The organism is Achromobacter deleyi (assembly GCF_016127315.1).
GTDB lineage: Bacteria > Pseudomonadota > Gammaproteobacteria > Burkholderiales > Burkholderiaceae_B > Achromobacter > Achromobacter insuavis_A.
Window position 1 is genome coordinate 491,286 of the sequence record NZ_CP065997.1, and the last position, 26,792, is coordinate 518,077.

The 26,792-nt window shown below is 67.8% G+C and carries 25 protein-coding genes; 15 read left to right on the forward strand and 10 right to left on the reverse strand.

Annotation, left to right across the window (positions count from 1 at the left end; genetic code table 11):
- Window position 1: 1 nt before the first annotated feature.
- From trbF to I6I07_RS02145, 4 genes are read left to right on the forward strand one after another with little or no spacing between them, the layout of a single operon-like run.
- Complete coding sequence (gene trbF, locus I6I07_RS02130; protein WP_049395573.1) at window positions 2-706, forward strand: conjugal transfer protein TrbF; 705 nt, start codon at window positions 2-4, stop codon at window positions 704-706.
- Window positions 703-1,695 (forward strand): P-type conjugative transfer protein TrbG, encoded by a 993-nt coding sequence (gene trbG, locus I6I07_RS02135; RefSeq protein WP_049098409.1) that lies wholly within the window; start codon window positions 703-705, stop codon window positions 1,693-1,695. The genes trbF and trbG overlap by 4 nt, the downstream gene beginning before the upstream one ends.
- A gap of 1 nt (window position 1,696) precedes the next feature.
- Entirely contained in the window at window positions 1,697-2,971 is a 1,275-nt protein-coding gene (locus tag I6I07_RS02140) for a TrbI/VirB10 family protein (RefSeq protein WP_077021916.1), read from the forward strand.
- Window positions 2,968-3,213: a DUF2274 domain-containing protein gene (locus I6I07_RS02145; protein ID WP_049097614.1), complete on the forward strand. Its 246-nt coding sequence runs from the start codon at window positions 2,968-2,970 to the stop codon at window positions 3,211-3,213. The genes I6I07_RS02140 and I6I07_RS02145 overlap by 4 nt, the downstream gene beginning before the upstream one ends.
- A gap of 303 nt (window positions 3,214-3,516) precedes the next feature.
- Here the strand turns inward: I6I07_RS02145 and fumC are convergent, their stop codons facing one another.
- Complete coding sequence (gene fumC, locus I6I07_RS02150; RefSeq protein ID WP_198485524.1) at window positions 3,517-4,908, reverse strand: class II fumarate hydratase; 1,392 nt, start codon at window positions 4,906-4,908, stop codon at window positions 3,517-3,519.
- Between the two features lie 171 nt (window positions 4,909-5,079).
- On the opposite strand from fumC, the gene tsaE reads away from it, so the two are divergent.
- The 3 genes from tsaE (at window position 5,080) to I6I07_RS02165 (ending at window position 9,685) form a co-directional block, all read left to right on the forward strand.
- The gene (gene tsaE, locus I6I07_RS02155) at window positions 5,080-5,619 is read left to right on the forward strand and encodes a tRNA (adenosine(37)-N6)-threonylcarbamoyltransferase complex ATPase subunit type 1 TsaE (RefSeq protein WP_081105075.1); all 540 of its coding nucleotides are present in this window, start codon (window positions 5,080-5,082) and stop codon (window positions 5,617-5,619) included.
- Complete coding sequence (locus I6I07_RS02160) at window positions 5,547-6,926, forward strand: N-acetylmuramoyl-L-alanine amidase (protein WP_198485525.1); 1,380 nt, start codon at window positions 5,547-5,549, stop codon at window positions 6,924-6,926. Before tsaE ends, I6I07_RS02160 begins: the two co-directional genes overlap by 73 nt.
- Before the next feature lie 323 nt (window positions 6,927-7,249).
- Window positions 7,250-9,685, forward strand: coding sequence for a TonB-dependent receptor domain-containing protein (locus I6I07_RS02165; RefSeq protein WP_232625869.1), 2,436 nt, complete (start codon window positions 7,250-7,252; stop codon window positions 9,683-9,685).
- A gap of 48 nt (window positions 9,686-9,733) precedes the next feature.
- On the opposite strand, the gene I6I07_RS02170 is transcribed toward I6I07_RS02165, so the two are convergent.
- Window positions 9,734-10,372 (reverse strand): VTT domain-containing protein, encoded by a 639-nt coding sequence (locus tag I6I07_RS02170; protein WP_198485526.1) that lies wholly within the window; start codon window positions 10,370-10,372, stop codon window positions 9,734-9,736.
- Between the two features lie 98 nt (window positions 10,373-10,470).
- Between I6I07_RS02170 and mutL the strand changes: the two genes are divergently transcribed.
- The 3 genes from mutL (at window position 10,471) to I6I07_RS02185 (ending at window position 13,964) form a co-directional block, all read left to right on the forward strand.
- Window positions 10,471-12,426 (forward strand): DNA mismatch repair endonuclease MutL, encoded by a 1,956-nt coding sequence (gene mutL / locus I6I07_RS02175; RefSeq protein WP_198485527.1) that lies wholly within the window; start codon window positions 10,471-10,473, stop codon window positions 12,424-12,426.
- A 3-nt stretch (window positions 12,427-12,429) separates the two neighbouring features.
- A complete protein-coding gene (gene miaA, locus I6I07_RS02180; protein WP_198485528.1) occupies window positions 12,430-13,386 on the forward strand; it encodes a tRNA (adenosine(37)-N6)-dimethylallyltransferase MiaA in 957 nt (318 codons plus the stop codon).
- An 83-nt stretch (window positions 13,387-13,469) separates the two neighbouring features.
- Window positions 13,470-13,964 (forward strand): hypothetical protein, encoded by a 495-nt coding sequence (locus tag I6I07_RS02185; protein ID WP_198485529.1) that lies wholly within the window; start codon window positions 13,470-13,472, stop codon window positions 13,962-13,964.
- A 62-nt stretch (window positions 13,965-14,026) separates the two neighbouring features.
- On the opposite strand, the gene purM is transcribed toward I6I07_RS02185, so the two are convergent.
- Entirely contained in the window at window positions 14,027-15,076 is a 1,050-nt protein-coding gene (purM, locus tag I6I07_RS02190) for a phosphoribosylformylglycinamidine cyclo-ligase (protein ID WP_006393058.1), read from the reverse strand.
- 316 nt (window positions 15,077-15,392) lie between these two features.
- Here purM and hda point away from each other — a divergent pair, with 316 nt between their 5' ends.
- Genes hda through I6I07_RS02210 form a run of 4 tightly spaced genes read left to right on the forward strand, consistent with a single transcriptional unit; the run spans window position 15,393 to window position 18,653 of the window.
- On the forward strand, window positions 15,393-16,094 hold the full coding sequence (gene hda / locus I6I07_RS02195) for a DnaA regulatory inactivator Hda (protein WP_198485530.1): 702 nt from the start codon (window positions 15,393-15,395) through the stop codon (window positions 16,092-16,094).
- Window positions 16,091-16,789, forward strand: coding sequence for an HAD family hydrolase (locus I6I07_RS02200; protein WP_006393056.1), 699 nt, complete (start codon window positions 16,091-16,093; stop codon window positions 16,787-16,789). Before hda ends, I6I07_RS02200 begins: the two co-directional genes overlap by 4 nt.
- Entirely contained in the window at window positions 16,790-18,166 is a 1,377-nt protein-coding gene (pcnB, locus tag I6I07_RS02205) for a polynucleotide adenylyltransferase PcnB (RefSeq protein WP_198485531.1), read from the forward strand.
- A gap of 4 nt (window positions 18,167-18,170) precedes the next feature.
- Complete coding sequence (locus I6I07_RS02210; protein ID WP_198485532.1) at window positions 18,171-18,653, forward strand: 2-amino-4-hydroxy-6-hydroxymethyldihydropteridine diphosphokinase; 483 nt, start codon at window positions 18,171-18,173, stop codon at window positions 18,651-18,653.
- Window positions 18,654-18,711: 58 nt separating this feature from the next.
- Here the strand turns inward: I6I07_RS02210 and I6I07_RS02215 are convergent, their stop codons facing one another.
- From I6I07_RS02215 to I6I07_RS02230, 4 genes are read right to left on the reverse strand one after another with little or no spacing between them, the layout of a single operon-like run.
- Complete coding sequence (locus tag I6I07_RS02215) at window positions 18,712-19,608, reverse strand: sugar kinase (RefSeq protein WP_198485533.1); 897 nt, start codon at window positions 19,606-19,608, stop codon at window positions 18,712-18,714.
- Window positions 19,609-19,659: 51 nt separating this feature from the next.
- Window positions 19,660-20,493 carry an HpcH/HpaI aldolase/citrate lyase family protein gene (locus I6I07_RS02220; protein WP_198485534.1) on the reverse strand — a complete coding sequence of 278 codons (834 nt, stop codon included), beginning with the start codon at window positions 20,491-20,493 and terminating at the stop codon, window positions 19,660-19,662.
- Window positions 20,490-21,683: a CaiB/BaiF CoA transferase family protein gene (locus I6I07_RS02225; protein ID WP_198485535.1), complete on the reverse strand. Its 1,194-nt coding sequence runs from the start codon at window positions 21,681-21,683 to the stop codon at window positions 20,490-20,492. The genes I6I07_RS02220 and I6I07_RS02225 overlap by 4 nt, the downstream gene beginning before the upstream one ends.
- Complete coding sequence (locus I6I07_RS02230) at window positions 21,680-22,510, reverse strand: FAS1-like dehydratase domain-containing protein (RefSeq protein WP_198485536.1); 831 nt, start codon at window positions 22,508-22,510, stop codon at window positions 21,680-21,682. The genes I6I07_RS02225 and I6I07_RS02230 overlap by 4 nt, the downstream gene beginning before the upstream one ends.
- A gap of 140 nt (window positions 22,511-22,650) precedes the next feature.
- Between I6I07_RS02230 and I6I07_RS02235 the strand changes: the two genes are divergently transcribed.
- A complete protein-coding gene (locus I6I07_RS02235) occupies window positions 22,651-23,544 on the forward strand; it encodes a LysR substrate-binding domain-containing protein (protein ID WP_198485537.1) in 894 nt (297 codons plus the stop codon).
- Window positions 23,545-23,643: 99 nt separating this feature from the next.
- Here the strand turns inward: I6I07_RS02235 and paaG are convergent, their stop codons facing one another.
- From paaG to I6I07_RS02250, 3 genes are read right to left on the reverse strand one after another with little or no spacing between them, the layout of a single operon-like run.
- On the reverse strand, window positions 23,644-24,444 hold the full coding sequence (gene paaG, locus I6I07_RS02240) for a 2-(1,2-epoxy-1,2-dihydrophenyl)acetyl-CoA isomerase PaaG (protein WP_198485538.1): 801 nt from the start codon (window positions 24,442-24,444) through the stop codon (window positions 23,644-23,646).
- Window positions 24,441-25,553, reverse strand: coding sequence for an acyl-CoA dehydrogenase family protein (locus I6I07_RS02245; RefSeq protein WP_198485539.1), 1,113 nt, complete (start codon window positions 25,551-25,553; stop codon window positions 24,441-24,443). Before I6I07_RS02245 ends, paaG begins: the two co-directional genes overlap by 4 nt.
- A 31-nt stretch (window positions 25,554-25,584) precedes the next feature.
- Entirely contained in the window at window positions 25,585-26,775 is a 1,191-nt protein-coding gene (locus I6I07_RS02250; protein WP_198485540.1) for an acyl-CoA dehydrogenase family protein, read from the reverse strand.
- Window positions 26,776-26,792: the final 17 nt, after the last annotated feature.

Below are 26,792 nucleotides of genomic sequence, written 5' to 3' on the forward strand. Positions count from 1 at the left end.
CATGCGATTCAAACGACCGCAGGTGCGCTACGCCGATGCGCCGCAACCTGCCACCCCGTACCAATCCGCGGCGCAAGTCTGGGACGAGCGCATCGGCTCGGCCCGCGTGCAGGCGAAGAACTGGCGCCTGATGGCGTTTGGCTGCCTGACGCTGGCGGTGTTGATGGCCGGCGGCCTCGTCTGGCGCTCGGCGCAGTCCATCGTCACGCCCTATGTGATCGAGGTGGACAACGCAGGCCAGGTGCGCGCCGTTGGCGAAGCCGCCACGCCGTACCGGCCCAGCGATGCGCAGGTGGCTTATCACCTGGGCCGTTTTATCGGGCTGGTGCGCTCGCTATCCATTGACCCCATCGTCGTCCGCCAGAACTGGCTCGATGCCTACGACTACACGACCGACAAGGGCGCTGTGGTGCTCAACGAGTACGCCCGCGTGAACGATCCGTTCGCGCGCATCGGCAAGGAGTCGGTGACGGTGCAGATCACCAGCGTGACCCGCGCCAGCGACACGTCTTTCAACGTGCGCTGGACGGAGACGCGCTTTGTCAATGGCGCGCTGGATCGCACCGAACGCTGGAACGCCGTGGTTTCCATAGTGCAGCAGACGCCGCGCACCGAGCAGCGCGTGCGCAAGAACCCCTTGGGCATCTACGTCAACGGGCTGTCGTGGAGCCGTGAACTGGAAGCGAACGAAGGAGCAAAACCATGAATGATCTTTTCCGTAAATCCGTCCTGCCGGTAATTCTGTTTGTCCTGGCGGGCTGCGCCACGCAGGGCAAGCCGCCGCCCGTTATCTCGCTCGATGAAACCGTGCAGGCCCAGCCGCTGCCGGAACCACCCGCGCCGGTGGAAGTGGTCAAAGTGCCCGAGCCGCTGGCGCTGCCGGCGCAGTTGAAGCCAATGCCCGAGGCAGAAGACGCCAAGCCCGCGCCGGAACCGACCGACGAGAAGGTGCGCGTCTCGCGGGCCAATACGGAGGCCCGCGTTGCGCCCACGCGCGAGGGCTACGTCAACGCGATTCAGGTGTGGCCTTTCACGGATGGCGCGCTGTATCAGGTCTATGCGGCCGTGGGCCGCGTAACCGTGATCGCGCTCCAGCCGGGCGAGGAACTGGTGACGGTGGCCGCCGGCGATACCGTGCGCTGGATCGTCGGAGACACATCGAGCGGCAGCGGCGATGCGTTGCGGGTCAATGTGATGGTGAAGCCGATCCGCTCGGGCCTGAAGACCAATCTGGTCATCACGACCAGTCGGCGCACTTACCTGCTGGAACTGACCTCGACCGAGAAGACGTGGATGGCATCGGTGTCCTGGGAGTACCCGAAGGACAAGATGCTGGCCTTGCAGCGCCAGGCGCAGGCGGCGAGTGCCGCTGCGCCAGTCGATGCCGGGCTGTCGCTGGAGAAGATCCGCTTTCGCTACGCCGTCAGCGGCAGCAATCCGCCGTGGAAGCCGCTGCGCGCCTTCGATGACGGCGAGAAGGTCTATATCCAGTTTCCCGCTGGCATCGCGCAAGGCGAGCTGCCGCCGCTGTTCGTCATCGGCGCGCAGGGCGATGGGCAACTGGTGAACTACCGCTTCCGCTCGCCGTACTACATCGTGGATCGCCTGTTCGGCGCGGCCGAACTGCGCCTGGGAGGCGACAAGGGCGACGTGGTGCGGATCGAGCGCACGGACGGCGTGGCGCGGAGGAACTGACATGAGCCAGGACGACACTCCAGACCATGCCGCGCCACAGGCGGGCAAGGTGGCGCCCGAGGCGGTTGCGCTGCGCGCCCAGCCGCGCCCGGTCACGCGGCTGAACCGGCGCACGCTGGCCATGCTTACCGGCGGCCTGTCGGTCGCTGTGCTCGGGGCTACGATCTGGTCATTGCAGCCGCATCGACGCGGCGCGGGCGAGCAGACCGAGCTTTACAACGTCGATCGCGTCTCGAAGTCCGAAGGGCTGGATGGCCTGCCGACCGACTACTCGAAGCTGCCGCCGAAGGTGCCAGAGCTGGGGCCGCCGCTGCCGGGCGATCTTGGCCCGGCCATCGTGAAGTCGCAGCAGCCGGTGACGCCAACCTATGCGCCGCCGGGGCACGACCCGGAGGATGCGCGACGCAAAGAAGCGGATGCGGCGGCGGCTTCGTCAGTGTTCTTCCGCTCGGATGGCCAAGGCCAGAGCGCCGCCACCGTGGCGCAGGCCGCGCCGGGTGCGCCTGGCGGCGCAAGCACGCTCGCGGCCTTCGACCATCTCGCCGCCGGGCCGGCCTCGACGGCGGCCCAGCCTGCCGACCCGACCACCATGCAGAACCGGCAAGACCAGAAAGAGGCGTTCCTGAAAGGCGGTTCTACGGAAACCCGCAATTCCGGCAATTTGGCGCTGCCAGCATCGCCGTATCAGGTAATGGCCGGAACGGTGATCGCCGGTGCGCTGGTGACAGGCATCAAGTCCGACTTGCCGGGCGACGTGATCGCCACGGTGACGGAGCCGGTCTACGACACGGCGACGGGCAAGTTCCTGTTGATCCCGCAGGGCTCGCGCATCCTGGGCAAATACAACAGCCAGGTGAGCTACGGGCAGAGTCGCGTGCAGGTAGTGTGGAACCGGGTCATCCTGCCGGACACGTCCTCGCTGAAGCTCGACAACCTTGCGGGCACTGACCCGGCCGGATATTCCGGCCTTGAAGATGGCGTCGATTGGCATTGGGATCGGGTCTTTGCTGGCGCGGCGCTGACGACGCTGCTGGGCGTAGGCGCCGAGCTGGCCGCGCCGGAGAACCGGCAGGGCGGCAACCGCATCGTGATCGCCGGGCGCGACAGCGCGCAGGACAGCATCAATCAGGTCGGTCAGGAGATGACCCGGCGCAACATGAACATCCAGCCGACGCTGACCGAGCGGCCGGGCCTGCCGGTGAGGATCATCGTCAACCGCGATCTGGTGTTGCGACCGTACCAACCGATGTTCTTCCAGCGGGGGGCAATGCAATGAGCACGACCAAGAAGCTGCGGCTTGGGCCGCTGCCAAAACTGGAGTCCACGAAGCTGACCTTTGCGTGCCCGGCCAGCCTGAAAGCCGACCTCGACCGCTATGCCGCGCTACACGCGCAGACCTACGGCGAAGCAGTCGATGCGACAACACTCATCCCGCACATGCTGGAGGCATTCATGGCGGGAGATCGTGGATTCAGGAAGGACACGGCAACATGGAGCGCGCCATCGAAGCCGACGTGATGGCGTCGCTCACACCCTGCGGCATTCATCGAACGCGCAGCCTTGGAGCTGCGCGTTCTTCATTCTGGATGCCACCAATCCACTGGACTATGATGGTGAAACAAGCCCGCCGCCCCTCGGCAATCCAGCACGATCAGGTGCGATCCGGCTTTCTCTCCCGACGCTCCTATGTGGCTCCTAGCCAATCAAGCCGCAGTCCTGCGACGCGGCCCCAAAAAGAGCTAACCTACTGTCCCATATACGGTTTCAATCCTTGCGTGCTTTGCACGAAAGACTTGACACCAGAACTTTTTTGCCGCGGGATTACTTGGTGGCGTTGGTCATACTGCCGGGGACGACCCATTCGGCGAACTGGGCTTCGGTGACGTAGCCCAGGGCCAGGGCCGACTCCTTCAGGGACAGGCCTTCCTTGTGCGCCTTCTTGGCGATCTGGGCGGCCTTGTCGTAGCCGATGTGGGGGTTCAGGGCGGTGACCAGCATCAGCGAGCGGTCGACCAGTTCGGCGATGCGTTCGCGGTTGGGCTGGATGCCGGCGGCGCAGTGCTGGTCGAAGCTGGCCATGCCGTCGGTCAGGAGGCGCACCGACTGCAGGAAGTTGTGGATCACCAGGGGCTTGTAGACGTTCAGTTCGAAGTTGCCGCTGGCGCCGCCGATGTTGATGGCGACGTCATTGCCCAGGACCTGGGCGGCCAGCATGGTGATGGCTTCGCACTGGGTCGGGTTGACCTTGCCCGGCATGATGGAGCTGCCGGGTTCGTTTTCGGGGATGCTGATCTCGCCCAGGCCGGAACGCGGGCCGCTGGACAGCCAGCGCACGTCGTTGGCGATCTTCATGAGGCCGGCGGCGAGCGACTTGAGGGCGCCGTGGGCGAACAGCAGGGCTTCGTGCGAGGCCAGGGCCTGGAACTTGTTGGGCGCGGATACGAAGGCGGTTTCGGTGGCGTGGGCCAGTTCGGCCGAGACCTTGGCGGAAAACTGCGGGTGGGCGTTCAGGCCGGTGCCGACGGCGGTGCCGCCGATGGCGAGCTGGTGCAGGCCAGGCAGCGTCGCGCGGATCTGCTGTTCGGCCAGGTCGAGCTGGGCGACGTAGCCGGACAGCTCCTGGCCCAGCGTCAGCGGGGTCGCGTCCTGCAGGTGGGTGCGGCCGATCTTGACGATGTCGTAGAACTCGGCGCTCTTGGCGGCGAAGGTGGCGCGCAGGGTCTTCAGGACCGGCAGCAGGTGGTGCTCGACCTGGACGGCGGCGGCCACGTGCATGGCGGTGGGGAAGGTATCGTTGGACGACTGGCCGCGGTTGACGTGGTCGTTGGGGTGCACCTTGCGTTCTTCGCCGCGCACGCCACCCAGCAGTTCCGAGGCGCGGTTGGCCAGCACCTCGTTCATGTTCATGTTGCTCTGCGTGCCCGAGCCGGTCTGCCACACGGACAGCGGGAATTCGTTGGGCCACTTGCCGGCGATGACTTCATCGGCGGCGCGGATGATGCCGTCGGCGATCTTGGGATCGAGCTCGCCCAGGTCGGCGTTGACCTTGGCGGCCGCGCGCTTCAGGCGCGCCATCGCGATGACCAGCGGCTCGGGCATCTTTTCGGTGGAGATCGCGAAAAAATGCAGCGACCGCTGCGTCTGCGCGCCCCAGAGGTGATCCTCGGGGACTTCGATGGGGCCAAAGGTGTCTTTTTCGATGCGGGTCTTCATGGCGCTTACTGCTCCGTGGCGGCGTCCGTCGCGGCCCGAGGCGTGGCGCCAGGCCGGACTTATTTGAGAATAGCAATCACTAATAAGATTAGCAGAAACCCGAATTCCTATAATTGCGTTCAATCCGTGTTCCCATCCTGACTTTTTACCACTCGCCTCCCGACCCGCGCCATGTCCGCCCCCCTCAGCAGCCTGACCCTGCACCTGCCCGACGAAGCCGCCACGGAAGCGCTGGCGCGCCAGCTCGCCCCCCTTGTCTCCGGCCGTGAAACCGGGCTGGCGGGCGCATGTATCCATCTTCAGGGGGACCTGGGGGCAGGAAAAACGGCCTTCTCCAGGGCATTGTTGCGGGAATGCGGCATCACAGGCCGAATCAAGAGTCCAAGCTACGCGCTGCTTGAATCCTATAAAGTTTCTAACTTATACTTCTATCATCTTGATTTTTATAGATTTAGTGATTCGCGCGAATGGTTGGACGCCGGATTCCGGGATTTGCTGCGTGAGGATGCGGTCGTTTTGATTGAATGGCCGGAACGGGCCGAGGGCCTGTTGCCCCCTCCCGACCTGCAGATTTCCCTGGCGTATGCCGGCCAAGGACGCGATGTCACGCTGAACGCGCACACCGCTCGAGGACAAACATGGTTGAACGCGATTGTCCCCCCGCCCGACACGGCGCCCTCCCCGCGGCAGGCGCCACCCGACGTCGCCTGATCAGCGTCGCCGCCACCCTGCTCGTCCTGCCGGTGGTACCGCGGCTGGCGCAGGCCGCCACCATCCTGGCCGTGCGTACCTGGCCGGCCGATGAATACACCCGCGTCACGCTGGAACTGGACAGCGAGCTCAAGGCCGAACAGTTCACCCTGGAAAATCCCCACCGCCTGGTGGTGGATATCGAGGGACTGACCCTGAGCGCCGCGCTCAATGACCTGGTCTCCAAGGTCCGCCCCGACGATCCCTACATCCAGAGCCTGCGCGTGGCGCAGAACCGTCCCAACGTGGTGCGGCTGGTGTTCGATCTGAAGCAGGCCGTGGCGCCACAGGTGTTCACGCTCAAGCCGGTGGCCGACTACCAGTACCGCCTGGTGCTGGACCTGTATCCCAAGATCGCGCAGGACCCGCTGGTCGCCATCCTGAACAAGGGCGGCCCCGACGCCGACGATCCGCTGGCGCGCATCCTCGAAGACATCCAGCGCAATCCCGCCACCCGCGCCGACCCGCCCGAGCCGCCGCGCGTGCGCGGCCAGCAGCCGGCCGCGCCGCTGCCGGTGCCGAAGTCGCCGCCCGCCAGCGCCGGCCGCGGCAAGCAGCGCATGCTGACCATCGCGCTGGATCCCGGCCATGGCGGCGAGGATCCGGGCGCCATCGGCGGCAGCGGCCTGCGTGAAAAAGACGTGGTGCTGCGCATCGCGCGGCGCCTGAAGGCGCTGATCGACAGCCAGCCCTACATGCGCGCCTACCTGACGCGCGACGACGACTTCTTCGTGCCGCTGCACGTGCGCGTGCAGAAGGCGCGCCGGGTGCATGCCGACCTGTTTGTGTCGATCCACGCCGACGCCTGGATCAAGCCTTCGGCCAACGGCTCGTCGGTGTTCGCGCTGTCGCAGCGCGGCGCCACCAGCGCCCAGGCGCGCTGGATGGCCGACAAGGAAAACGCGGCCGACCTGATCGGCGGCGTCAACCTGGGCAGCCACGACCGCCAGGTGGCCAAGGTGCTGCTGGACCTGTCCACCACCGCGCAGATCAACGACTCGCTCAAGGTCGGCAACGCCTTCCTGGACGAGATCAAGAAGATCAACCGGCTGCACAAGAACAGCGTCGAACAGGCCGGCTTCGCCGTGCTGAAGGCGCCGGACATTCCGTCGGTGCTGGTGGAGACCGCCTTCATCAGCAACCCGCAGGAAGAGGCGCTGCTCAAGACCACGGCGCACCAGGAAAAGCTGGCACAGGCCATGCTGACCGGCATCCAGCGTTACTTCACGGCCAACCCGCCGCTGGCAAGGCTGGGCGACGTCAGCTGAGACCTCGCCGGACACACGAAGGGCCATGCACGCGCGTGGCCCTTTTCTTTTGGGGTGATCGGTCATCGATATCCACGGACGATTTTCCATCGCCTCGCCCGCGGACGGCGGTTTGAATACGGCGCGGTTATCCGCGTCTCGGGTTACACAATCCTATATGAGGCCAAGCGCCCGATTTGCCCCCGGGTTTTCAGACGAATCCATGCAGATATCGAAGGGCGCCCCGGGTAGATTAGCGGCCATCGTTTTGGAAAGAGTCATGGCCGCCACCCCGCCCCGCGTTCCCGCGCAACCCTGTATTTGTCATGCAGGGGTTCGGGAACATGAAATGCACGAAAATATCGCTGGCAACAGCCCTTTTGTTATCCACGACCGCCTACGGTCAGAGCGCGTCGACTGAAACCGCGCCTGGCGACGTCAGGAATGACGCGCATGGCGGCGTGAAAATCTTTTCACCCATCACCGTCACCACCATCAAGCCGGAAGACGTCACCACGCAGTCCATTTCCGCTGATGAGATGAAGCGGATCGGTGGAAACAACTTTGGCACCATCATGCGCTACCAACCGCTGATCAGCGCGTCAGGCGTGAACAGTGGCTCCGGCAACGGCAAATCCGGTTTTGACCGTGGCGGTTACAGCAGCTACAACATCCGTGGCCTGGATGGCAACCGCGTGGCGCTGGACGTAAACGGCATTCCCTTGCCGGATGCCACCGGGCGCAGTTACGCGGTCTCCACCGGCGAAGATACCTTTGGCATCGGCCGCGACTACATCGACCCCTATCTGTACGGCCAGGTGGACATCACTTCCGGCTCGGCTCGCCAGAACACCGTCAAGAACGTGGTCGGCGGCGCCGTGTCATTCATCAGCAAATCACCGGACAGCTATCTCAAGGACAATAAAAGCAGCTATCTGGAATACACCGGCGAGTTCGACACGGCTGACCATGGCTGGCACAACGGCGTGACCACCGCGTTCGGCAATGATGGCGCCAGGGTATTGTTCGCCTACAGCCGACGTGATGGCAGGCAGACGCAAAACAACAGCGGCACCCTGGATACCTACCCGATGCGCTGGAATTCCGATGCGGCGCTGATCAATGGCGTGGTCGATGTTGGCAGCAGCAACCGGCTCATCGGCACGCTGGATTTCTATCACAAGTCCAGCAGGGAAAGCGCGCCCATGTATAAAAAGCTGAACAGCCGCGCGCCCCATGAAAGCATAGTCGGCGCGCACAGCCAGAAGAATTCCACGCAACGCGATTCAATCAGCTTGGCGCATGTATTCACGCCACAAGGCAACGGACTGATCGATACGATGGAGAGCAAGGTCTTCTATCAGCAAACGCGCGTTGGCGACGACACCTATTCGGTACAGGACACGGTCACTTCATCCAGGTCGTGGTCGACCGGGCTGGAGACGGAGAAGCCATTGGAGAATGTCTCGACATTCTCCAATATGAACACCAAGACTTATGGCCTGCAAAGCGAAATCACCAAGGATTATGGCGTCCAGGCATTGAATTACGGCGTGAACTTCTCGATAACGGAGTTTTCCCGGCCGTTTGAACAGGTCGGCGAAAAATACCCAACCTTGCAGCCACAGGGCAACAACAGAACCTACGATACGAACGTGTGGCTGAGCGACACAGTCACCCTCGGCGCGTTCTCGGTGATGCCGGGGCTGAAATACTCGTGGCACACAATCAAACCGCAAGGCTTCGACGCGCCGTCCGACGACAACGCGCTGGGCGGATTGACGCTGGCGGAAATCAACCAGATACACGGCAAGACGTTCAAGGACGGGAAGCTCTTGCCGTCCTTCACCGTCATGTATGCATTCAAGCAGGGGTTCAACACCTATCTGCAATACAAACGCGGGGTGTCCTACCCCACCAGCAGTCAGATAGCCGGAATCTGGCTGCATCCCAGGATTGGACGCGCCTCACCGGCCATGATTGGCAATTCCGATTTGAAACCCGAAACCAGCAATCAGTTTGAGCTAGGGGTGGTTGGCGAGGCTGCCCGGGGCCTTGCCGTGCGCGGCAACGTCTTCTACAACAGCTATGACAATTTCATCTATAACCGCAAGTATGCCTTGAGGGATTACACGACAGGGGCAACGAAACCCGGCGTCGAAGGCCTGCTTGCCAGGCTTCCCGCTTCGATTTCCAGCCTCACCATCGCGGAGAACCGCGACAAGGCCTACATTTATGGCGCCGAGCTGGTCACCAAGGTCGATTATGGCGCCCTGTTCGGCGCCGCCCACGGACTGAGCAGCACTTTTGCCGTGGGATACAACCAGGGCAAATCCAAATCATCGTATTCGGGTGACGGCTGGGCGGAACTGGACAGCGTGCTGCCCGTCAAGGCCATTGCCTCGTTGGCCTGGGATGACCCCCAGAACCGCTATGGCGCAAGCCTTACCGCCACCTTTGTCAAGGGCAAGCAGGCCGTCGATCCGGTTCGGCAGAATTTCCCGAACAACGGCAGCCTCACATTCGAAGAGTATTCCGGGAAATACGAAAAGGATTACAAGCGCATCCCGGGCTACAGCATTTTCGACCTGGCGGCCTATTACAACGTGAAGAAGCACCTGACGTTGGCGATGGGCATCTACAACCTCACCAACCGCAAGTATTGGGAGTACGCCAGCAATAGGAAATTGACCATGGCATCAGACCAGGACCAGCGTGATATCGCCCTGGGTGTCGCGCCTGGCAGGACCTACCAGCTAAGCGTCACCGCGATCTTCTGATCCTGTTCCTTCCATCTCTGGCGGCGGCTGGGGCACCCGCAGGCGCCCCTAGCCGCCCCGGCGCGCGCGCAGCAGCTTGAACAGCGCCGCGCCGACCACCGGCACCACGGCCGCGGCCAGGCCGATCAGGACGATGGTGTTCAGGTGTTCCTTCACCAGCGGGATGTTGCCGAAGAAGTAACCCGCCGCCACCAGGCTCACCACCCACAGCAGCGCGCCCAGGATGTTGAACAGCTGGAAGCGCGACAGCGGCATGTCGGCCACGCCGGCCACGAACGGCGCGAACGTGCGCACCACCGGAATGAAGCGCGACATGACGATGGTCTTGCCGCCGTGCTTCTCGTAGAACGCATGCGTGCGCATCAGCGCGCCCCGATCCAGGAAGCGCAGGTTCATCGAGAACACGCGCGGCCCGATGTAGCGGCCGATGGCGTAGTTCACGCTGTTGCCGGTGATGGCGGCCACGATCAGCAGCGCCCCCAGCAGCACCGGATCCAGGCTGCCCGTGGCGCCGAACGCGCCGGCGATGAACAGCAGCGAATCGCCCGGCAGGAACGGCAGCACCACCAACCCGGTTTCCGCGAAAACGATCAGGAACAGCACCAGATAGACCCACACGCCGTACTGCTGGACCCAGAGCCCGAGGGTCTGGTCGATGTGGAGCACCATTTGGAAAAATTCAAGCATCAATACGTCCCTGGAAGCGGAAGGGGGAATAAGGCAACGACTATAGCCCACCCCATCCAGAGGCTAAAATCATCCGTATAGCTACACCGGAACACCCCATGACAGAACGCCGCTCCATTCTTGCGCTGCCCGACCTGCTGATCAGTCAGATCGCCGCAGGCGAAGTGATCGAGAGACCCGCCTCGGTGCTCAAGGAAATCCTCGAGAACGCCATCGACGCCGGCGGGCGCGCGATCGAGGTGCGCCTGGAGGGCGGCGGCATCCGCCGCATCGCCGTGACCGACGACGGCGGCGGGATTCCGCCCGACGAGCTGCCGCTGGCGCTGGCGCGCCACGCCACCAGCAAGATCCGCAGCCTGCACGAACTCGAATCGGTCGCCTCCATGGGGTTCCGCGGCGAGGCCCTGGCCTCGATCGCCTCGGTGGCGCAGGTGTCCATCATCTCGCGCACCCGCGACGGCGAGCACGCCTGGCAGATCCACGCCGGCAGCATGCAGGTCAGCCCCGCCTCGGGCCCGCCGGGCACCACCGTCGACGTGCGCCAGCTGTTCGACGCGGTGCCGGCGCGCCGCAAGTTCCTGCGCTCGGAAGCCACCGAATTCGGCCACTGCGTCGACGCCATGGAGCGCATTGCCCTGGCCCATCCGCAGATCGCCTTCCGCCTGTTCCACCATGACCGCGCGCAGCGCCAGTGGCTGCCGGCGGAGCCGCCGCAGCGCATCCGCGACGTGCTGGGCGCGGAGTTCGCCGAGCATGGCCTGCTGCTGTCGCACAGCGTCGGCACGGTCAGCCTGGCCGGCATGATCACCCGCCCCACCGCGGCCCGCGCCCGCGCCGACCGCCAATACCTGTACGTCAACGGCCGCTACGTGCGCGACCGCACCGTCAGCCATGCGCTGCGCGCTGCCTATGCCGACGTGCTGCACGGCGACCGCCAGCCGGCCTACGTGCTGTTCCTGGACATCGACCCCGCAGCGGTCGACGTCAACGTGCATCCGGCCAAGCACGAAGTGCGCTTCCGCGACAGCGGCGCCGTGCACCGCTTCGTCAATCACGCGGTCAGCCAGACGCTGGCGCAGACCGGCGGATCGTCGGCGGTGGCGCCAACCCCGGCGGCGCGCGACGACGACGGCGGCTTCGAAACCGTGGCGCCGTCCGGGCCCGCGACGCCCGGCATCGGCCTGCCCGCGTCCGCGCCGGCCGACGCGTCGCCGGCCCGCCCGGGCTACACCGGCGCCAGCCCGGGCGCCGCGCCCGCCTACGGTCTGCGGCCTTCGCCGACGCCGCAGCGCCCGCACACGCAAGTGCCGTTCCGTCTGCACGCCGAGCCGGCCGGCATTCCCGCCGCCGACTGGCAATCGCTGTACCGCCCGCTGACCGAAGACACCGCCGCGCGCGCCGAGCCGCTGCGCGACGTGGCGGCGCTGGCTCCCCAGGCCACGCCCGCGTCGACGCTGCCGGCCGACGAGGAACACCCGCTGGGCATGGCGCTCGGCCAGCTGCACGGCATCTACATCCTGGCGCAGAACCGCCGCGGCATGGTGCTGGTGGACATGCACGCCGCCCACGAACGGGTGGTCTACGAACAGCTCAAGCAGGCGCTGGACGCGCGCAGCCTGCCGCGCCAGGACCTGCTGGTGCCGGTGGTGTTCCACGCCCAGGAAAAGGACGTGGCGGTGGTCGAGGAATTCGAGGAACAGCTGGAAGACCTCGGCTTCCAGATGCGCCCGTCCGGCCCCACCTCGATCGCGGTGCGCTCGGTGCCCGCCATCCTGGCGCGCGGCGACATCGAGACGCTGGCCCGCGCCGTGCTGCGCGACCTGGCCGGCGTGGGCGTGTCGCGCCTGTTGACCGAACAGCGCAACGAACTGCTGTCGACCATGGCCTGCCATGGCTCGGTGCGCGCCAACCGCAAGCTCACCATCGAAGAGATGAACGGCCTGCTGCGGCAGATGGAAGCCACCGAGCGCGCCGACCAGTGCAACCATGGCCGGCCCACCTGGGTGCAGTGGTCGGTGTCCGACCTGGACAAGCTGTTCCTGCGCGGGCAATAGGTCTTGCCCGTGTCCGCCGCCCCTCTCGTCATCTGCCTGGCCGGCCCCACCGCGGCCGGCAAGAGCGCATCTACCCTGGCGCTGGCCGAACGCTGGCCGCTGGAGATCGTCAACGTCGATTCCGCCACCATCTACCGGGGCATGGACATCGGCACCGCCAAGCCGTCAGCGGCCGAACAGGCCCTGGTGCCGCAGCACCTGCTGGACATCCTCGACCCGGCGCAGTCGTATTCGGCCGCCGAATTCCGCGCCGACGCCCTGCGCCTGATCGGCGAGATCACGGCGCGCGGCCGCATTCCGCTGCTGGCCGGCGGCACCATGATGTACTACAAGGCGCTGCGCGACGGCCTGGACGACCTGCCGCAGGCCGACCCGGCCCTGCGCGCCGAACTGGAAGCGCGCGCCGCCCGCGACGGCTGGCCGGCGCTGCACGCCGAACTGGCGCGGCTCGACCCCGTCACCGCCGCGCGCCTGGCGCCCAACGACAGCCAGCGGATCCAGCGCGCGCTGGAAATATGCCAGCTGTCGGGCCAGCCCATGTCGGCGCTGCTCGGCCGCCAACGCGCCAGCGCCGGCGGCGACGACAACCGCTACCTGACCATCAGCCTGGAACCCTCGGAGCGCGCCGCGCTGCACGCGCGCATCGAACAGCGCTTCGACGCGATGCTGGCCAACGGCCTGCTCGACGAGGTGCGCGGCCTGCATGCCCGCGCCGACCTGCACCCGGGCGTGCCCTCGGTGCGCTGCGTCGGCTACCGCCAGATGTGGGCCCATCTCGATGGCGAGATCAGCCTGGAGGACGCCCGCGAGCAAGGCATCGCCGCCACCCGCCAGCTGGCCAAGCGCCAGATCACCTGGCTGCGGGCCCAGCCCGAGCGCGTCATCGTCGACTGCCTGGCGGCCGACGCGGTGGCGCAGACTATCGACGCGGTGGCCACGGCGCTGGCGGACGCGCCTTGACGCAGGGGGATGCCCGCCTGCGGGCCTGACCTTTCGACGCAGCCGTCCCCCGCGGCGGCGCCTGACCACTGGATATCGAACCGATGGACATCAACCAAGCGAACGCGTCTTTTGCGGCCATGCTGCGCAAGCAGGACAAGGCCTTGATCAGCGCAATCCAGCGGTTGCTCCGGGAACGTCCGTTCACGCTCGACACGGGCGTTTCCCCGGAAACCGTGGACGCCATTCACTTCGAGTACGACTGGGAGTCGTTCGCGCCCGTGGCGATTCCCTTGAACACGCGTTCCGGCTACTGTGGCCGGGGCCTGCCGCTGGCATTGCCGTCCCCGCTGATTCCCCCGGATGTCGACGCCGCGTTGACTGACGCCATGGACAACGAGGACGATGATTTCTGCGATGAACTGCGCGAGCAAATGACGGAGACCTACATCGCCTGGTTCCAGGCGGCCTGGCGCGACGCGCGCGCCGCCAACCGGGATGTGCGCGGCTTTCTGTCCGTTCACGACACCCTGTGGCGCACGGATCTGGATACGGGAGAAGAATTCCGCGAGGATGCCGGCCGGGTCAAATTCTTCTAGCCGCCCCGTGAAGCAAAAAACCCGCCACCAGGGCGGGTTTTTTCATTGCGAAGCCAGCCGGCTCAGACCACCACGGTCTGCGGCATGCCTTCGGTCTGGGCGACGATCTCGCCCAGCTTGCTGACGGTTTCGCCCTGCTCGCGCAGCGTGGCGGCGATGGCGTCGGCCTGGGCCGGATCCACCACCAGCACCATGCCGATGCCGCAGTTGAAGACGCGGTACATCTCGGTGTCCTCGACGCCGCCCTGCTGCTGCAGCCACTGGAACAGCTTGGGCATTTCCCAGCTGTCGCGCTGCAGGCGGGCCGACAGGCCGTCCTGCAGGATGCGCGGCACGTTGTCCAGCAGGCCGCCGCCGGTGATGTGGGCCAGGCCCTTGATGGCGGTGCCGTGCTTGGCCAGCGCGGCCAGCACCTGCTTGACGTAGATGCGGGTCGGGGCCATGACCACGTCGACCAGCGGCTGGCCGTGGAAGTCGTCGTCGGGCTTGGCGCCGGCGCGTTCCAGGATCTTGCGCAGCAGCGAATAGCCGTTCGAGTGCGCGCCGCTGGACGCCAGGCCCAGCACCACGTCGCCGACCTTGATCGACTTGCCGTCGATGATGGCCGACTTCTCGACCGCGCCCACGGCGAACCCGGCCAGGTCGTATTCGCCGTCGGGGTACATGCCCGGCATTTCGGCGGTTTCGCCGCCGATCAGGGCGCAGCCCGACAGTTCGCAGCCCTTGGCGATGCCACCCACCACCGACGCCGCCGTGTCCACCGAAAGCTTGCCGCAACCGAAGTAATCCAGGAAGAACAGCGGCTCGGCGCCCTGCACCAGGATGTCGTTAACGCTCATCGCCACCAGGTCGATGCCGACGGTGTCGTGGCGGTTCCAGTCGAACGCCAGGCGCAGCTTGGTGCCCACGCCATCGGTGCCCGAGACCAGCACGGGCTCCTTGTAGTTCTTGGGCACTTCGAACAGGCCGCCAAAGCCGCCGATACCGGCCAGCACCCCGGGGCGCATGGTGCGCGCCGCAAGCGGTTTGATACGGTCGACCAGGGCGTCGCCCGCGTCGATGTCGACACCGGCGTCACGGTAGGTCAGGGGAGCTTTGGGTTGATTCGTCATGAGAAATGCCGTGGGATATGTAACAATTGCTGGGAATTGGGGTGGAACGCCCTGCATTTTACGATGTTGCGGCCCGGTCCAGGCCGGCGGCCGGCGAAAGCCGCCCGCGGCGGGCGGGACGGCCCCGGCCCGGCGCGGCGCCATTTTGGCGCAAACCCAAGCCAGGCAAAGGGCTTGGACGCGACACCGGCGCCCCGGGTGGTTTAAAGTGTAGGGTTGGCCGATAGCGATTTTGCCAGTTTCTGGCGGGCAACGCCGCTCCCGGCCATGGGCTCACCCTGAAGCCTGGCTATACCCGCCTGATCGATAACCTCTCATGAACCGCCAGCTGCTGCTCGACGTTCTTCCCGCGCCAGCGCCCTCGCTGAACAATTTCATCGCCGGTCCCAACGGAGAGGCGCTGGCGGCCGTGCGCACGCTCGCTCCCGGCCGCGCGCTGTATATCTGGGGCGCGGCCGGTTGCGGCCGCAGCCACCTGCTGCGCGCGCTGACCGCGCGCCCCGACGCCGTCTACATCGAGGCCGCCAGCAGCGCCAACATCCTGCGCGTGCTGGCCGAGGCCGACTCCAAGTCGCCCATGCCCAAGTTCGTGGCGGTGGACGACGTGCACCTCATGGACGAGCACCGCCAGGCGGGCTTGTTCGCCTTGTACAACCGCTGGCGCGAATCGGCCGCCACCGGCCGCGCCTTCGCGCTGGCCGTGGCCGGCGACCGCTCGACGCTGTCGATGCCGCTGCGCGAAGACCTGCGCACCCGGCTGGGCTGGGACCTGGTGTTCCGCCTCGACCCGCTGTCCGACGCCGACAAGCTGGCGGCGCTGGCGGCCCAGGCGGCCGAACGCGGCCTGCACCTGGCGCCCGAAATCATCAACTGGATGTTGACGCACCACGAGCGCGACATCCGCAAGCTGGCGGCGTTGCTGGACGCGCTGGACCGCTATTCCCTGGCCACCGGCCGTCCCATCACCCTGCCCCTGCTGCGCGCCATGCTCGCAGACCCTGATTCACAACGCACATGACCTCCCGACGTCTCGCCCTGTTCGACCTGGATCACACCCTGCTGCCGCTCGACAGCGACTACCAATGGGCCGACTATCTGGCGCGCACCGGCCGGGCCGGCGATCCGGACGAGGCCCGCCGCCAGAACGACGACCTGATGGACCGCTACAACCGCGGCGAACTCACCGCCGAACAGGCCGCCGAGTTCATGCTGGGCCTGCTGGCGGCGCACGCGCCGTTCGAGCTGGCCGCCTGGCATGAGGATTTCATGGCCGAGGTCATCCGGCCGTCGATCACCCCCGCCGCGCGCGAACTGGTCGAATCGCACCTGGAAGCCGGCGACCTGTGCGCCGTGGTCACCGCCACCAACAGCTTCGTCACCGCCCCCATCGCCCGCGCCTTCGGCATTCCCCACCTGGTGGCGACCGACGCCGAAGTCCAGCGCGGCCGCTACACCGGCCGCATCCTCGGCACCCCGAGCTTCAAGGAAGGCAAGGTGGTGCGCGTGAACGACTGGCTGGGCGCCATGGGATTAGGACTTGCGGATTTCTCCGAATCGTTTTTCTATAGCGATTCGGTCAATGATGTTCCACTGCTCGAAAAGGTGACCCGTCCGATCGCCGCCAACCCCAGCCCCACCCTGCGCGCCATCGCCCAGGAACGCGGCTGGCAAGTGATCGATCTGTTCGACCACGTCATAGATGCCAAGTCCTAAATGATCACCGAAACCATAAAAAAATTCGTCGGCCGACTGTTCGCGCCGGCAGCCCGGGGGCCCTTGCGCATCGGACGCGACAAGCACGGCATCGACCGCCGCAATGTCTCGCGCCATGCCATCAAGGTGTGCGAGGTGCTGCGCCAGCACGGCTATGACGCCTACATCGTCGGCGGCGCGGTGCGCGACCTGATCGTCGGCCTGGAACCCAAGGACTTCGACGTCGCCACCAACGCCACGCCCGAGCAGATCCGCCCGCTGTTCCGCCGCGCCCGCATCATCGGCCGCCGCTTCCAGCTGGTGCACGTGGTGTTCGGCCAGGAGATCATCGAGACCTCCACCTTCCGCGCGCCCGCCTCGGAAGACCAGGAAACCGACGCGCACGGCCGCATCCTGCGCGACAACGTGTTCGGCACCCACGAGGAAGACGCGGCGCGCCGCGACTTCACCATGAACGCGCTCTACTACGACCCGCACAACGAGGAAGTGATCGACTTCCACAACGGCGTGGCCGACCTGAAGAAGCGCCAGATCCGCATCATCGGCGACCCCGCCAAGCGTTACCGCGAGGATCCCGTGCGCATGCTGCGCGCGGTGCGCTTCGCCGCCAAGCTCAATGGCACGATCGACCCGGCCACGCGCCAGCCGATCCGCACCATGGCCGACCTGATCGAGAACGTGCCGGCCTCGCGCCTGTTCGACGAGATGCTCAAGCTGCTGACCTGCGGCCACGCCATGGACTGCCTGCGCCAACTGCGCGCCGACGGCCTGCACAACGGCCTGCTGCCGCTGCTGGACGTGGTGCTGGAACAGCCGGGCGGTGAGAATTTCGTGGAACTGGCGCTGGAACGCACCGACGCCCGCGTGCGCGCCGGCAAGACCATCAGCCCCAGCTTCCTGTTCGCCGCGCTGCTGTGGCAGCAGGTGGACGTACGCTGGAAGCAGCTGCGCGCCCAGGGCGAGCACACCATCCCGGCGCTGTCGCAGGCCGCCGACTCAGTGCTCGACGAACAGACCGAGAAGCTCGCGATCCAGCGCCGCTTCTCGTCGGACATGCGCGAGATCTGGTTCATGCAGCCGCGCTTCGAGCGCCGCATGGGCAAGACCATCTTCCGCATGATCGAGCAGCCGCGCTTCCGCGCCGCCTGCGACTTCCTGCAGTTGCGCGCCGCCGCCGGCGAGTTCGACAGCGTGCTGGCGCAGTGGTGGATGGACCTGGCCAACGCCGACGACGCCACCCGCGCCGACATGATCGAGGAAGTCTCGCGCCAGCCGCGCGAAGCCAGCGAAGGCCCCGCGCCGGCCGCCCGCAAGCGCCGCCCGCGCCGTCGCCCGTCCTCGCGCGGCGCCCCCGGCAATGCCGGCAACGCCGAATAAGGCCATGACCGCCCCCGTGCGCGCCTACGTCGGGCTGGGCGCCAACCTGGGCGACAGCGCGGCCACGCTGCGCGCGGTGCTGGCCGAACTGGCCGCCGCTAATGGCATCGCGGCGGTGACGGCCTCGCCGTTCTACCGCACGGCGCCGGTGGACGCCACCGGCCCGGACTTCGTCAACGCGGTCGCGGCCCTGGACACCACGCTGGCGCCGCTCGACCTGCTGGACCTGCTGCAGGCGCTGGAACTGCGCCACGGCCGCGAGCGGCCCTACCGCAACGCGCCGCGCACGCTCGACCTGGACCTGCTGCTGCACGGCGACGCCACGCTGGCGCACGAGCGCCTGATCCTGCCGCACCCCCGCATGCAACTGCGCGCCTTCGTGCTGCGCCCGCTGCGCGACCTGGCGCCGGCGCTGACGCTGGCCGGCCGCGGCATCGACGCCTGGCTCGGCGACATCACCGACCAGCCGATCGAACGCCTGGGTTGAACCGCGCCTGGTGGCGCGGTTCCTGCTTTCTTCCCGTTTTTTCTACCGATTGGCCCCGTCAGGCCTTGGGCGCGAACGCCAGCATGGCGCGTTCGACGTCGTCCACGCCGGGCAGGCCGGCCTCGTTGCCCAGGTGCTGGATCTTGTGCGCCGAGGCAGCGCGCGCGAAGGTGAAGTGTTCCTTCCAGGCCAGTTCGGGCCGATTCACATACGACCAGACATAGGCGCCGTGGAACACGTCGCCCGCGCCCGAGGTATCGATGATGCGCGCGGCCGGCACGTCCAGCGACGGCAACGTGTCGACCGCGCCGGTTTCGTCGTACCAGAGCATGCCGCGCTCGCCCAGCGTCACCGCGCCAATGCGGCAGCCGCGCCGCTTGAGCAGGTCCAGCAAGCCGTGCGGCGACAGGTCCAACTGCTCGCACATGCGTTCGGCGCAGACCGCCACGTCGATGTGGCGCAGCAGTTCGTCGGTGTTCTCGCGCACGCCGCCGCCGTCCAGCGAAGTCAGGACGCCGGCCTGGCGGCAGGCGCGCGCGTAGTGCAGCGCGGCGTCGGGCTGGTGGCCGTCCAGGTGCAGCGCGCGGTAGCCGCTGACGTCCAGGCGCGGGAAATCATTCAGGTAATCGGCGTCGCGGGCGCGCACGATGGCGCGCTTGCCATGGTTGGGCATGATGAACGACAGCGACGAGCGCCGCACCTGGCGGCCATGCAGCGTGACGCCATGCGCGGCCGCCATGTCGGTGTACATGTGGCCCAGCCAGTCCGGCGCCAGCGAGCAGATCAGGTCGGGCTTCGTGCCCAGCTTGCCGCACGCGAACGCCGCGGTGACGGCGTTGCCGCCGAATGACACGGCGTAGTCGCGCGCCACGCTTTTCTCGTCGCCGGTGGGCCATTCGTCGGCCAGCACGGTGACGTCGATATAGGTATGCCCGATGAAGAGCGCTTCGCTCATGAGTCCGTCCGCGGTAGGGTTTGCCGGATTGTAGGCCGGGCGGCGGACGGCTCAGCCGGCGGCGTTTTCCCCGGCCTGCGCCAGCACCCGGCGGGCGCGGGTGATGACGGGCGCGTCCACCATCTTGCCGTCCAGCATGAAGGTGCCGGCGGCCTTGTCGCGGTGGGCCGCGACCACGCGGCGGGCCCAGGCCAGCTCGGCCGGATCGGGCGCGAAGGCGGCGTGGATCACCGGCACCTGCGCGGGGTGGATGCACAGCATGCCGCCGAATCCCATCTGCTGCGCGCGCGCCGCGGCGGCGGACAGCCCGGCCTGGTCCTCGACGCCCGGAAAGACCCCGTCCAGCGCCGGCCCCAGGCCGGCGGCGCGGGTCTGCAGCAACACCTGCACGCGCGCGTGGTCCAGCACGGCCTCGGCGCCGGCGGTGTCCGGCGCCAGGCCCAGGTCCAGGCCGTAGTCGAGGCTGCCGAACGCCAGCCGCGCCACCCCGGGCGTGCCCGCGACCTCGGCGGCGTTGAGGATGCCGCGCGCGGTTTCCAGGATGGGAATGACCGGCAGCCCGGTCTGCGCCACGTGGCGCACCTGCGCCAGGCTCTCGGCCTTGGGCAGCAGGATGCCGGCCACCGCGGGCTTGCCGCGGCAGGCCTTGAGGTCGTCATCGTGCCACGAGGTGGAGGCGTCGTTGATGCGCACCCACACCCGCGCCTGCGGCTGCGTGCCGAGGAAGTCGCAGAGCGCTTCGCGGGCCGAGGCCTTGGCCAGGTGCTCGACCGCGTCTTCCAGGTCGACGATGACGGCGTCGGCGCCGCTGGCCAGCGCCTTGGGGATGCGTTCGGGACGGGAGGCCGGCACGAACAACGCGGTACGAACGACGGAATGCATCACACCACCTCCGAAGCATGGAATCGCGCCACCTGTTCGGGCGCGTATCCCAGTGATGCTAGCACCGCATCCGTGTTCTGGCCCACGGCGGGCACCGCCGCCATGCGCGGCGCGAAGGCGTTGCTGCTGGCCGGCGGCAGCAGCGCCGGCAGCGCGCCGGCCGGGCTGTCGACCTGGCTCCAGCGGTCGCGCGCCCGCAATTGCGGGTGGGCCCAGACGCCGGCCATGTCGTTGACCCGGGCATTGGCGATCTGCGCGTCTTCCAGCCGGTCGGTGACCTGCTGCACACTGAGATCGGCGAAGGCCGCCACGATCAGCGCGCGCAGGGCCTCGCGGTTGGCGGTGCGCAGCGAGTTGCTGGCAAAGCGCGGGTCCTCGGCCAGTTCGGCCTGGCGCAGCACCTGGGCGCAGAACACGCGCCATTCACGTTCGTTCTGCAGGCCCAGCATGATGGTGTTGCCGTCGCCGGTGGGGAACGGGCCGTACGGGTAGATCGAGGCGTGGGCCGCGCCGGCGCGCACCGGCGGCTTGGCGCCCTCGAACGCGTAGTACATCGGGAAGCCCATCCACTCGACCATGCTTTCGAGCATGGAGACGTCCAGGCGGCTGCCCAGGCCGGTCTTCTGGCGCAGCAGCAGCGCGTTGAGGATGGCGGAATAGGCGTACATGCCGGCCGAGATGTCGGCGATGGAACACCCCGCCTTGACCGGGTCGTCGGCGGTGCCGGTGACCGACAGGAAGCCGCTTTCGCTCTGGATCAGCAGGTCGTAGGCCTTCTTGTCCTGGTAGGGGCCGCCTTCGCCGTAGCCGGAGATGTCGCAGACGATCAGGCGCGGGAAGCGGGCGTGCAGCGCCTCGAACGACAGGCCCAGGCGCGCCGCGGCGCCGGGCGCCAGGTTCTGCACCAGCACGTCGGCCTGTTGCAGCAGGCGTTCCATGATGTCGGCGGCCTCGTCGCGCTTGAGGTCCAGCGTCAGGCTTTCCTTGGAGCGGTTGGTCCAGACGAAGTGCGACGACAGGCCGCGCACGCGCTCGTCGTAGCCACGGGCGAAGTCGCCCGCGCCGGGGCGTTCGATCTTGATGACGCGCGCGCCCATGTCCGCCAGCTGGCGGGTGCAGAACGGAGCGGCGATGGCGTGTTCGAGGCTGACGACGGTGATGCCGTCCAGCGGGCGGGGGGCTGGCGTGCTCATGCGGTGAACCTCAGTTCGGCCTGGTGGGCCAACGTGCCGTCCTGCTCGGCCCAGAGCCGGGCCAGGCCGGGTTCTTCGATCCGCCCCGCCGCCTGGAACGGCGTCGGCGCGATCAACGGCCGCAGGCCGCGGTACGACAGGTAAGTCGGGCGCGCGTCGGGATGGGCGCGCAGGAAGGCGGCGACCATCTCGGTGGCGATCAGCGGGCCATGCACCACCAGGCCCGGATAGCCTTCGGTGCCGGTGACGTAGGGATGGTCGTAGTGGATGCGGTGGCCGTTGAAGGTCACGGCCGAATAGCGGAACAGCAGCACCGAGGTGGGCTCGATGGTATCGCGCCACTGCGCCTGCGGCGCCGGCTCGGTGCCGGCGAGCTTGGGCGGGGTGGGCTGGCGGTAGACGATGTCCTGCTCTTCCAGGATGGAAACCTCGCCATCCTGGCGGTACTCGTGGCGAACCGTGACGAACAGCAGCGCGCCGGTGCGGCCGGCTTTTTCCTTGACGTCGGCCACCACCGAGACCCGCTCGGCCGGCACGCCCACCCGCAACGGGCGGCGGAACTCGACGCGGCCGCCGGCCCACATGCGGTTGCGGTCGTGCGCCGGCGGCAGGAAGCCGCCGCGGGCCGGATGACCATCCGTCCCCAATCCGTCGGCCGCGACCGTGCTGATGAAGAACGCCCACTGCCACAAGGGCGGCAAGGGGGCGCCGACGGCGGGCGCGGGTCCGCCCAGCGTGGCGGCGATGCGCGCCGCGTGGCCGGGGTCCAGCGCGTCCGCCTGGCGCTCGCCGCTGCCGATCCAGCCGGCCGGGTCTGTCGATGTCATGCCGATATTCCTCTGGTAGATGATTGTTCTGGTGGCTAGCATCCCGCATGCCGCGCGCGCTGTGAATTCATTTTTCCTCAAGGCCGGGTTTGGGGCGCCTGAATCGTGCGCCCGGCGCCGACCGCCGTAATATAGGCGCCATGCACTTCGATCTCGCCGACCTACGCCTGTTCATCCACATCGCCGAATCCCCCAGCCTGACGCAGGCCGCCAAGCGGGCGCACCTGTCGCTGGCCGCCGTCAGCGTGCGGATCAAGGCGCTGGAGAACCAGCTCAACACCCGCCTGTTGTACCGCGACAGCCGCGGCGTGGAAATCACCCCCGCGGGCCAGCGGCTGTTGCAGCATGCGCGGGTCATCATGCGCCAGGTCGATCACCTGAAACACGATTTCCAGGAACAGGCCGACGGCGACGCCGGCCATATCCGCATTTTCGCCAACACCACCGCGGTCACGGAATTCATGCCGGACATCCTGGCGCAGTTCCTGGCGGGCCATCCCGGCGTCACGATCGACCTGCAGGAACGCCTGACCCGCGACATCGTGCGCGGCGTGCTGGACGGCACCACCGACCTGGGCATCGTCGCCGGCCCGGTCGACGCCCCCGAATTGCAGACCATCCACTTCAGCACCGACCGGCTGGTGCTGGTGGTGCCCAACGGCCATGCGCTGCAGGACCAGGACAAGGTCAAGCTGGCCGACGCCGTGCGCTATCCGTTCATCACCATGCACGAGGGCTCGACCCTGGTGGCGTTCCTGCGCGACCAGCTCGAGCGCATCGGCCAGCGCCTGCCACAACGCATCCAGCTGTACAGCTTCGACTCGATCTGCCGCATGGTGCAGGCGGGCGTCGGCGTGGGCGTGATCCCCGACTCGGCCGCGCGCCGCTACGGCGCGGAAATGAAGCTGCGGGTGGTGGAGCTGGACGAGCCCTGGGTGGTGCGCGAGCGCAAGCTGCTGGTGCGCGACATCGACGCCCTGCCCGGCTGCGCCCGCGAGCTGATCGAGCAGATCCGGCAGCCGGCGGCCGCCTGACGCGCGCTCGACCGGCGGCGCAAGGCGCAACGAACGCCTCCGCGCGCCCATACCGCGTCCTGGAACCTTGCCCACACCACAAGAAGCCTCGCGCAGCCCCTAGCGCCCGCTGAACGCCGGCGCGCGCTTCTGCGCGAAGGCGCGCATGCCTTCCAGGTAATCGTCGGTGTAGCCCAGCTCGCGCTGCAAGGCGCATTCCAGGTCGAACTGCCGCGCCAGCGTGTTGCCGCTGGAGGCATGCAGGGCGGCCTTGGTGGCGGCGTAGGCGCGGGTCGGTCCCGCCGCCAGCGTGGCGCGCGCGTCGGCCAGGGTCGCCGCCAGGTCAGCGTCCGGCACCACGCGCCAGATCAGGCCCCAGGCCTCGGCCTGGCGCGCGCTCACCGCTTCGCCGAACAGGGCCGCGCCCATGGCCCGCGCCGAGCCCACCAGGCGCGGCAGGAACCAGGTGCCGCCGGCGTCCGGCAGCAGGCCGATCTTGCTGAAGGCCTGGATGAAGCGCGCCGACTCCACCGCGAACACCACGTCGCACGCCAGCACCAGGCTGGCGCCGGCGCCGGCCGCCACGCCGTTCATCACGCACACCACCGGCGCCGGCAGCGCGCGCAGCCGCATGATGAGCGGCTTGTACAGTTTTTCCAGGTTCTCGCTCAGGTCGCGGCGCGAGCCGTCCTCGGCCGGCTTGCGCTCGCCCAGGTCCTGGCCGGCGCAGAAGCCGCGGCCGGCGCCGGTCAGGATCACGCCGCGCAATCCGGCGTGCGCCTCCAGCGTGTCCAGCGCCCGCGCCAGCTCGGCGTGCATGACCGCGGTGAAGCTGTTCAGGCGCTCGGGGCGGTTGAGCGTGATGACGCCTACGCCCTGCTCCATCGTGAAGGTGATCTCGGTGTAGCGGTCGTCGCTCATGCCAGTTCCTCCAGCACGGCCAATTGCTCGGCGCTGTCGCCCAGCAACAGGTCCGCCACCGTCAGGCGCTTGAAGTAGTCGCCGACCTCAAGTTCGTCCGTCATGCCCATGCCGCCGTGCAGCTGCACCGCCATCTGCGCCACCAGCCGGCCGGCGCGCGCGGTTTCCAGCTTGGCCGAGGCCAGCATGCGGCGGCGCCGCGCCGCGTCGGGCTCGGTCAGCGCGGCCACCGCCACGTAGGCCATCGACAGCGCCAATTCCTTGGCCACCAGCATCTCGGCCAGGCGATGTTGCAGCGCCTGGAACGAGGCCAGCGGCTGGCCGAACTGCTGGCGCGTCTTGAGATAGTCGACGGTGATCTCCAGCAACCGTTCCATCGCGCCCGCCGCATGGGCGCACAGCGCCGCCGTGCCCCATTGCAGCGCCTGCGCCAGGGCCGCGTCGCCCGCCTCGCCTTGCGCCAGCAAGGCGTCCGCGCCAAGCGGCACCGCGTCGAAATCCAGCCGCGCGCAGCGCGCGCCGTCCAGCGTCGGCGTGTCGGTGACGCGCACGCCCCTGGCATCCGCCGGCACCGCCAGCAGCAGCGTGGCGCCGCTTTCGCCGCGCGCGTTCACCAGCCAGGCATGGGCCGCGGCGCCATGCCACACCAGGTGCTTGGCGCCGTCCAGGCGCCAGCCGCTGCCATCGCGCGTCGCGCGGCAGTCGCGCGGATCGGCCTGGTAGCGGCGCCCGGGCTCCTGGTACGCCACGCTGACCACCGTGTCGCCCGAGGCGATGCCCGGCAGCCAGCGGTCGCGCGCCGCATCGCCACACGCGCCGATCAGGGCCGCGCCCATCACGGCGCTGGCAATCACCGGCTCGGCCACCAGTCCGCGCCCCAGCTCCAGGTGCACCGGCAACAGGCTGGCCGGCACCTCGCCGAAACCGCCTGCTTCCTGCGGGATGTTCAGGCCCAGCACGCCCAGCTCGGCCAGCGCGCCCCACGCCGCCGGGTCCAGCCGGCCCGCGGTCTCGCGGGCGCGGCGCTGCGGCCGGGTCCATGCCTGGTCCACCAGGCGGCGCAGGCTGTCGGCCAGCATGCGCTGTTCTTCGGTATAGAGGAAATCCATGCGTCGTGTTCCTTGCGGATGCGGGCCGGGCCTACAGGCCCAGCACCAGGCGGGCGATGATGCCCTTCTGCACTTCGGTGGTGCCGCCATAGATCGAGGTCTTGCGCATGTCGGCATAGCCGGCGCCCGAGGCCGCCGCCATCTCGGGGCCGGGGCCGTGGTAGTCGGCCTCGGCCAGCATCCATTCAGGGTCGTACGGCCAGGCGTCGGGGCCGGCGACTTCCATCTGCAGCATGGCCAGGTCCTGCTGGATCTCGGAGCCGCGGATCTTCAGCACCGAGGCTTCCGGACCGGGCGCGCCGCCGTTGCTGGCGGCCACGCGCAGCAGCAGCATTTCCAGCGCCATGATGTCGACCTCGATGCGCGAGATGCGGTCGCGCATGCGGCTGTCGGCCAGCAGCGGCCGGCCGTGCGAAGTGGCGCGCGCCGCCATGTCCTTGAGGATGCCGAGTTCGCGGTGGCAATGGCCCAGGCCGGCGATGCCGGTGCGTTCGTGGCCCAGCAGGTACTTGGCGTAGGTCCAGCCCTGGTTCTCCTCGCCCACCAGGTTGGCGGCCGGCACCCGCACGTTCTCCAGCCAAACCTCGTTGACGTCGTGGCCGCCGTCGAGCGTGCGGATCGGGCGCACGGTCACGCCCGGCGCGCGCATGTCCAGCAGCAGCATCGAGATGCCGCGCTGCGCGCGCGCCTCGGGATCGGTGCGCGCCAGGCAGAACATCCAGTCGGCGTATTGCGCCAGCGTGGTCCAGGTCTTCTGGCCGTTGACCACGTAGTCATCGCCGTCGCGCACCGCGCGGGTCTTGAGCGAGGCCAGGTCCGACCCCGAGCCCGGCTCGGAATAGCCCTGGCACCACCAGTCCTGCACCCGCGGCATGCGCGGCAGGAAGCGCGCCTGCTGGGCGGCGCTGCCGTACTTCATCAGCACCGGGCCGATCATGGACAGGCCGAACGGCAGCAGGCGCGGCGCCCCGGCCTTGAAGCACTCGACTTCGAAGATCAATCGCTCCAGCGCGTTCCAGCCGGTGCCGCCATGTTCGACCGGCCAGTTCGGCGCGCCCCAGCCCTGGTCGGCCAGGATGTTGTGCCAGCGCACGTAGTCGTCGCGTTCCAGCCGCTGGTGCCGGCGCACCTTGTCGCGGATGTCCCGCGGCAGCCGGTCGGCGGCGAACGCGCGCACCATTTCGCGGAACCGGATCTCTTCCGGCGTCCAGGTCAGATTCATGGCCTACCTCCTTTGAT

Bases quoted from the DNA above. Each gene is read 5' to 3' on its own strand.
- I6I07_RS02170 (WP_198485526.1), bottom strand. From the start codon at position 10,372: ATGCTTGAATTTTTCCAAATGGTGCTCCACATCGACCAGACCCTCGGG.
- I6I07_RS02225 (WP_198485535.1), bottom strand. From the start codon at position 21,683: ATGAGCACGCCAGCCCCCCGCCCGCTGGACGGCATCACCGTCGTCAGC.
- I6I07_RS02250 (WP_198485540.1), bottom strand. From the start codon at position 26,775: ATGAATCTGACCTGGACGCCGGAAGAGATCCGGTTCCGCGAAATGGTG.
- trbF (WP_049395573.1), top strand. From the start codon at position 2: ATGCGATTCAAACGACCGCAGGTGCGCTACGCCGATGCGCCGCAACCT.
- I6I07_RS02210 (WP_198485532.1), top strand. From the start codon at position 18,171: ATGACCGCCCCCGTGCGCGCCTACGTCGGGCTGGGCGCCAACCTGGGC.
- pcnB (WP_198485531.1), top strand. From the start codon at position 16,790: ATGATCACCGAAACCATAAAAAAATTCGTCGGCCGACTGTTCGCGCCG.
- paaG (WP_198485538.1), bottom strand. From the start codon at position 24,444: ATGAGCGACGACCGCTACACCGAGATCACCTTCACGATGGAGCAGGGC.
- I6I07_RS02160 (WP_198485525.1), top strand. From the start codon at position 5,547: ATGGTTGAACGCGATTGTCCCCCCGCCCGACACGGCGCCCTCCCCGCG.
- mutL (WP_198485527.1), top strand. From the start codon at position 10,471: ATGACAGAACGCCGCTCCATTCTTGCGCTGCCCGACCTGCTGATCAGT.
- I6I07_RS02165 (WP_232625869.1), top strand. From the start codon at position 7,250: ATGAAATGCACGAAAATATCGCTGGCAACAGCCCTTTTGTTATCCACG.
- purM (WP_006393058.1), bottom strand. From the start codon at position 15,076: ATGACGAATCAACCCAAAGCTCCCCTGACCTACCGTGACGCCGGTGTC.
- I6I07_RS02230 (WP_198485536.1), bottom strand. From the start codon at position 22,510: ATGACATCGACAGACCCGGCCGGCTGGATCGGCAGCGGCGAGCGCCAG.
- I6I07_RS02140 (WP_077021916.1), top strand. From the start codon at position 1,697: ATGAGCCAGGACGACACTCCAGACCATGCCGCGCCACAGGCGGGCAAG.
- fumC (WP_198485524.1), bottom strand. From the start codon at position 4,908: ATGAAGACCCGCATCGAAAAAGACACCTTTGGCCCCATCGAAGTCCCC.
- tsaE (WP_081105075.1), top strand. From the start codon at position 5,080: ATGTCCGCCCCCCTCAGCAGCCTGACCCTGCACCTGCCCGACGAAGCC.
- I6I07_RS02245 (WP_198485539.1), bottom strand. From the start codon at position 25,553: ATGGATTTCCTCTATACCGAAGAACAGCGCATGCTGGCCGACAGCCTG.
- I6I07_RS02185 (WP_198485529.1), top strand. From the start codon at position 13,470: ATGGACATCAACCAAGCGAACGCGTCTTTTGCGGCCATGCTGCGCAAG.
- I6I07_RS02235 (WP_198485537.1), top strand. From the start codon at position 22,651: ATGCACTTCGATCTCGCCGACCTACGCCTGTTCATCCACATCGCCGAA.
- I6I07_RS02145 (WP_049097614.1), top strand. From the start codon at position 2,968: ATGAGCACGACCAAGAAGCTGCGGCTTGGGCCGCTGCCAAAACTGGAG.
- I6I07_RS02200 (WP_006393056.1), top strand. From the start codon at position 16,091: ATGACCTCCCGACGTCTCGCCCTGTTCGACCTGGATCACACCCTGCTG.
- trbG (WP_049098409.1), top strand. From the start codon at position 703: ATGAATGATCTTTTCCGTAAATCCGTCCTGCCGGTAATTCTGTTTGTC.
- I6I07_RS02215 (WP_198485533.1), bottom strand. From the start codon at position 19,608: ATGAGCGAAGCGCTCTTCATCGGGCATACCTATATCGACGTCACCGTG.
- hda (WP_198485530.1), top strand. From the start codon at position 15,393: ATGAACCGCCAGCTGCTGCTCGACGTTCTTCCCGCGCCAGCGCCCTCG.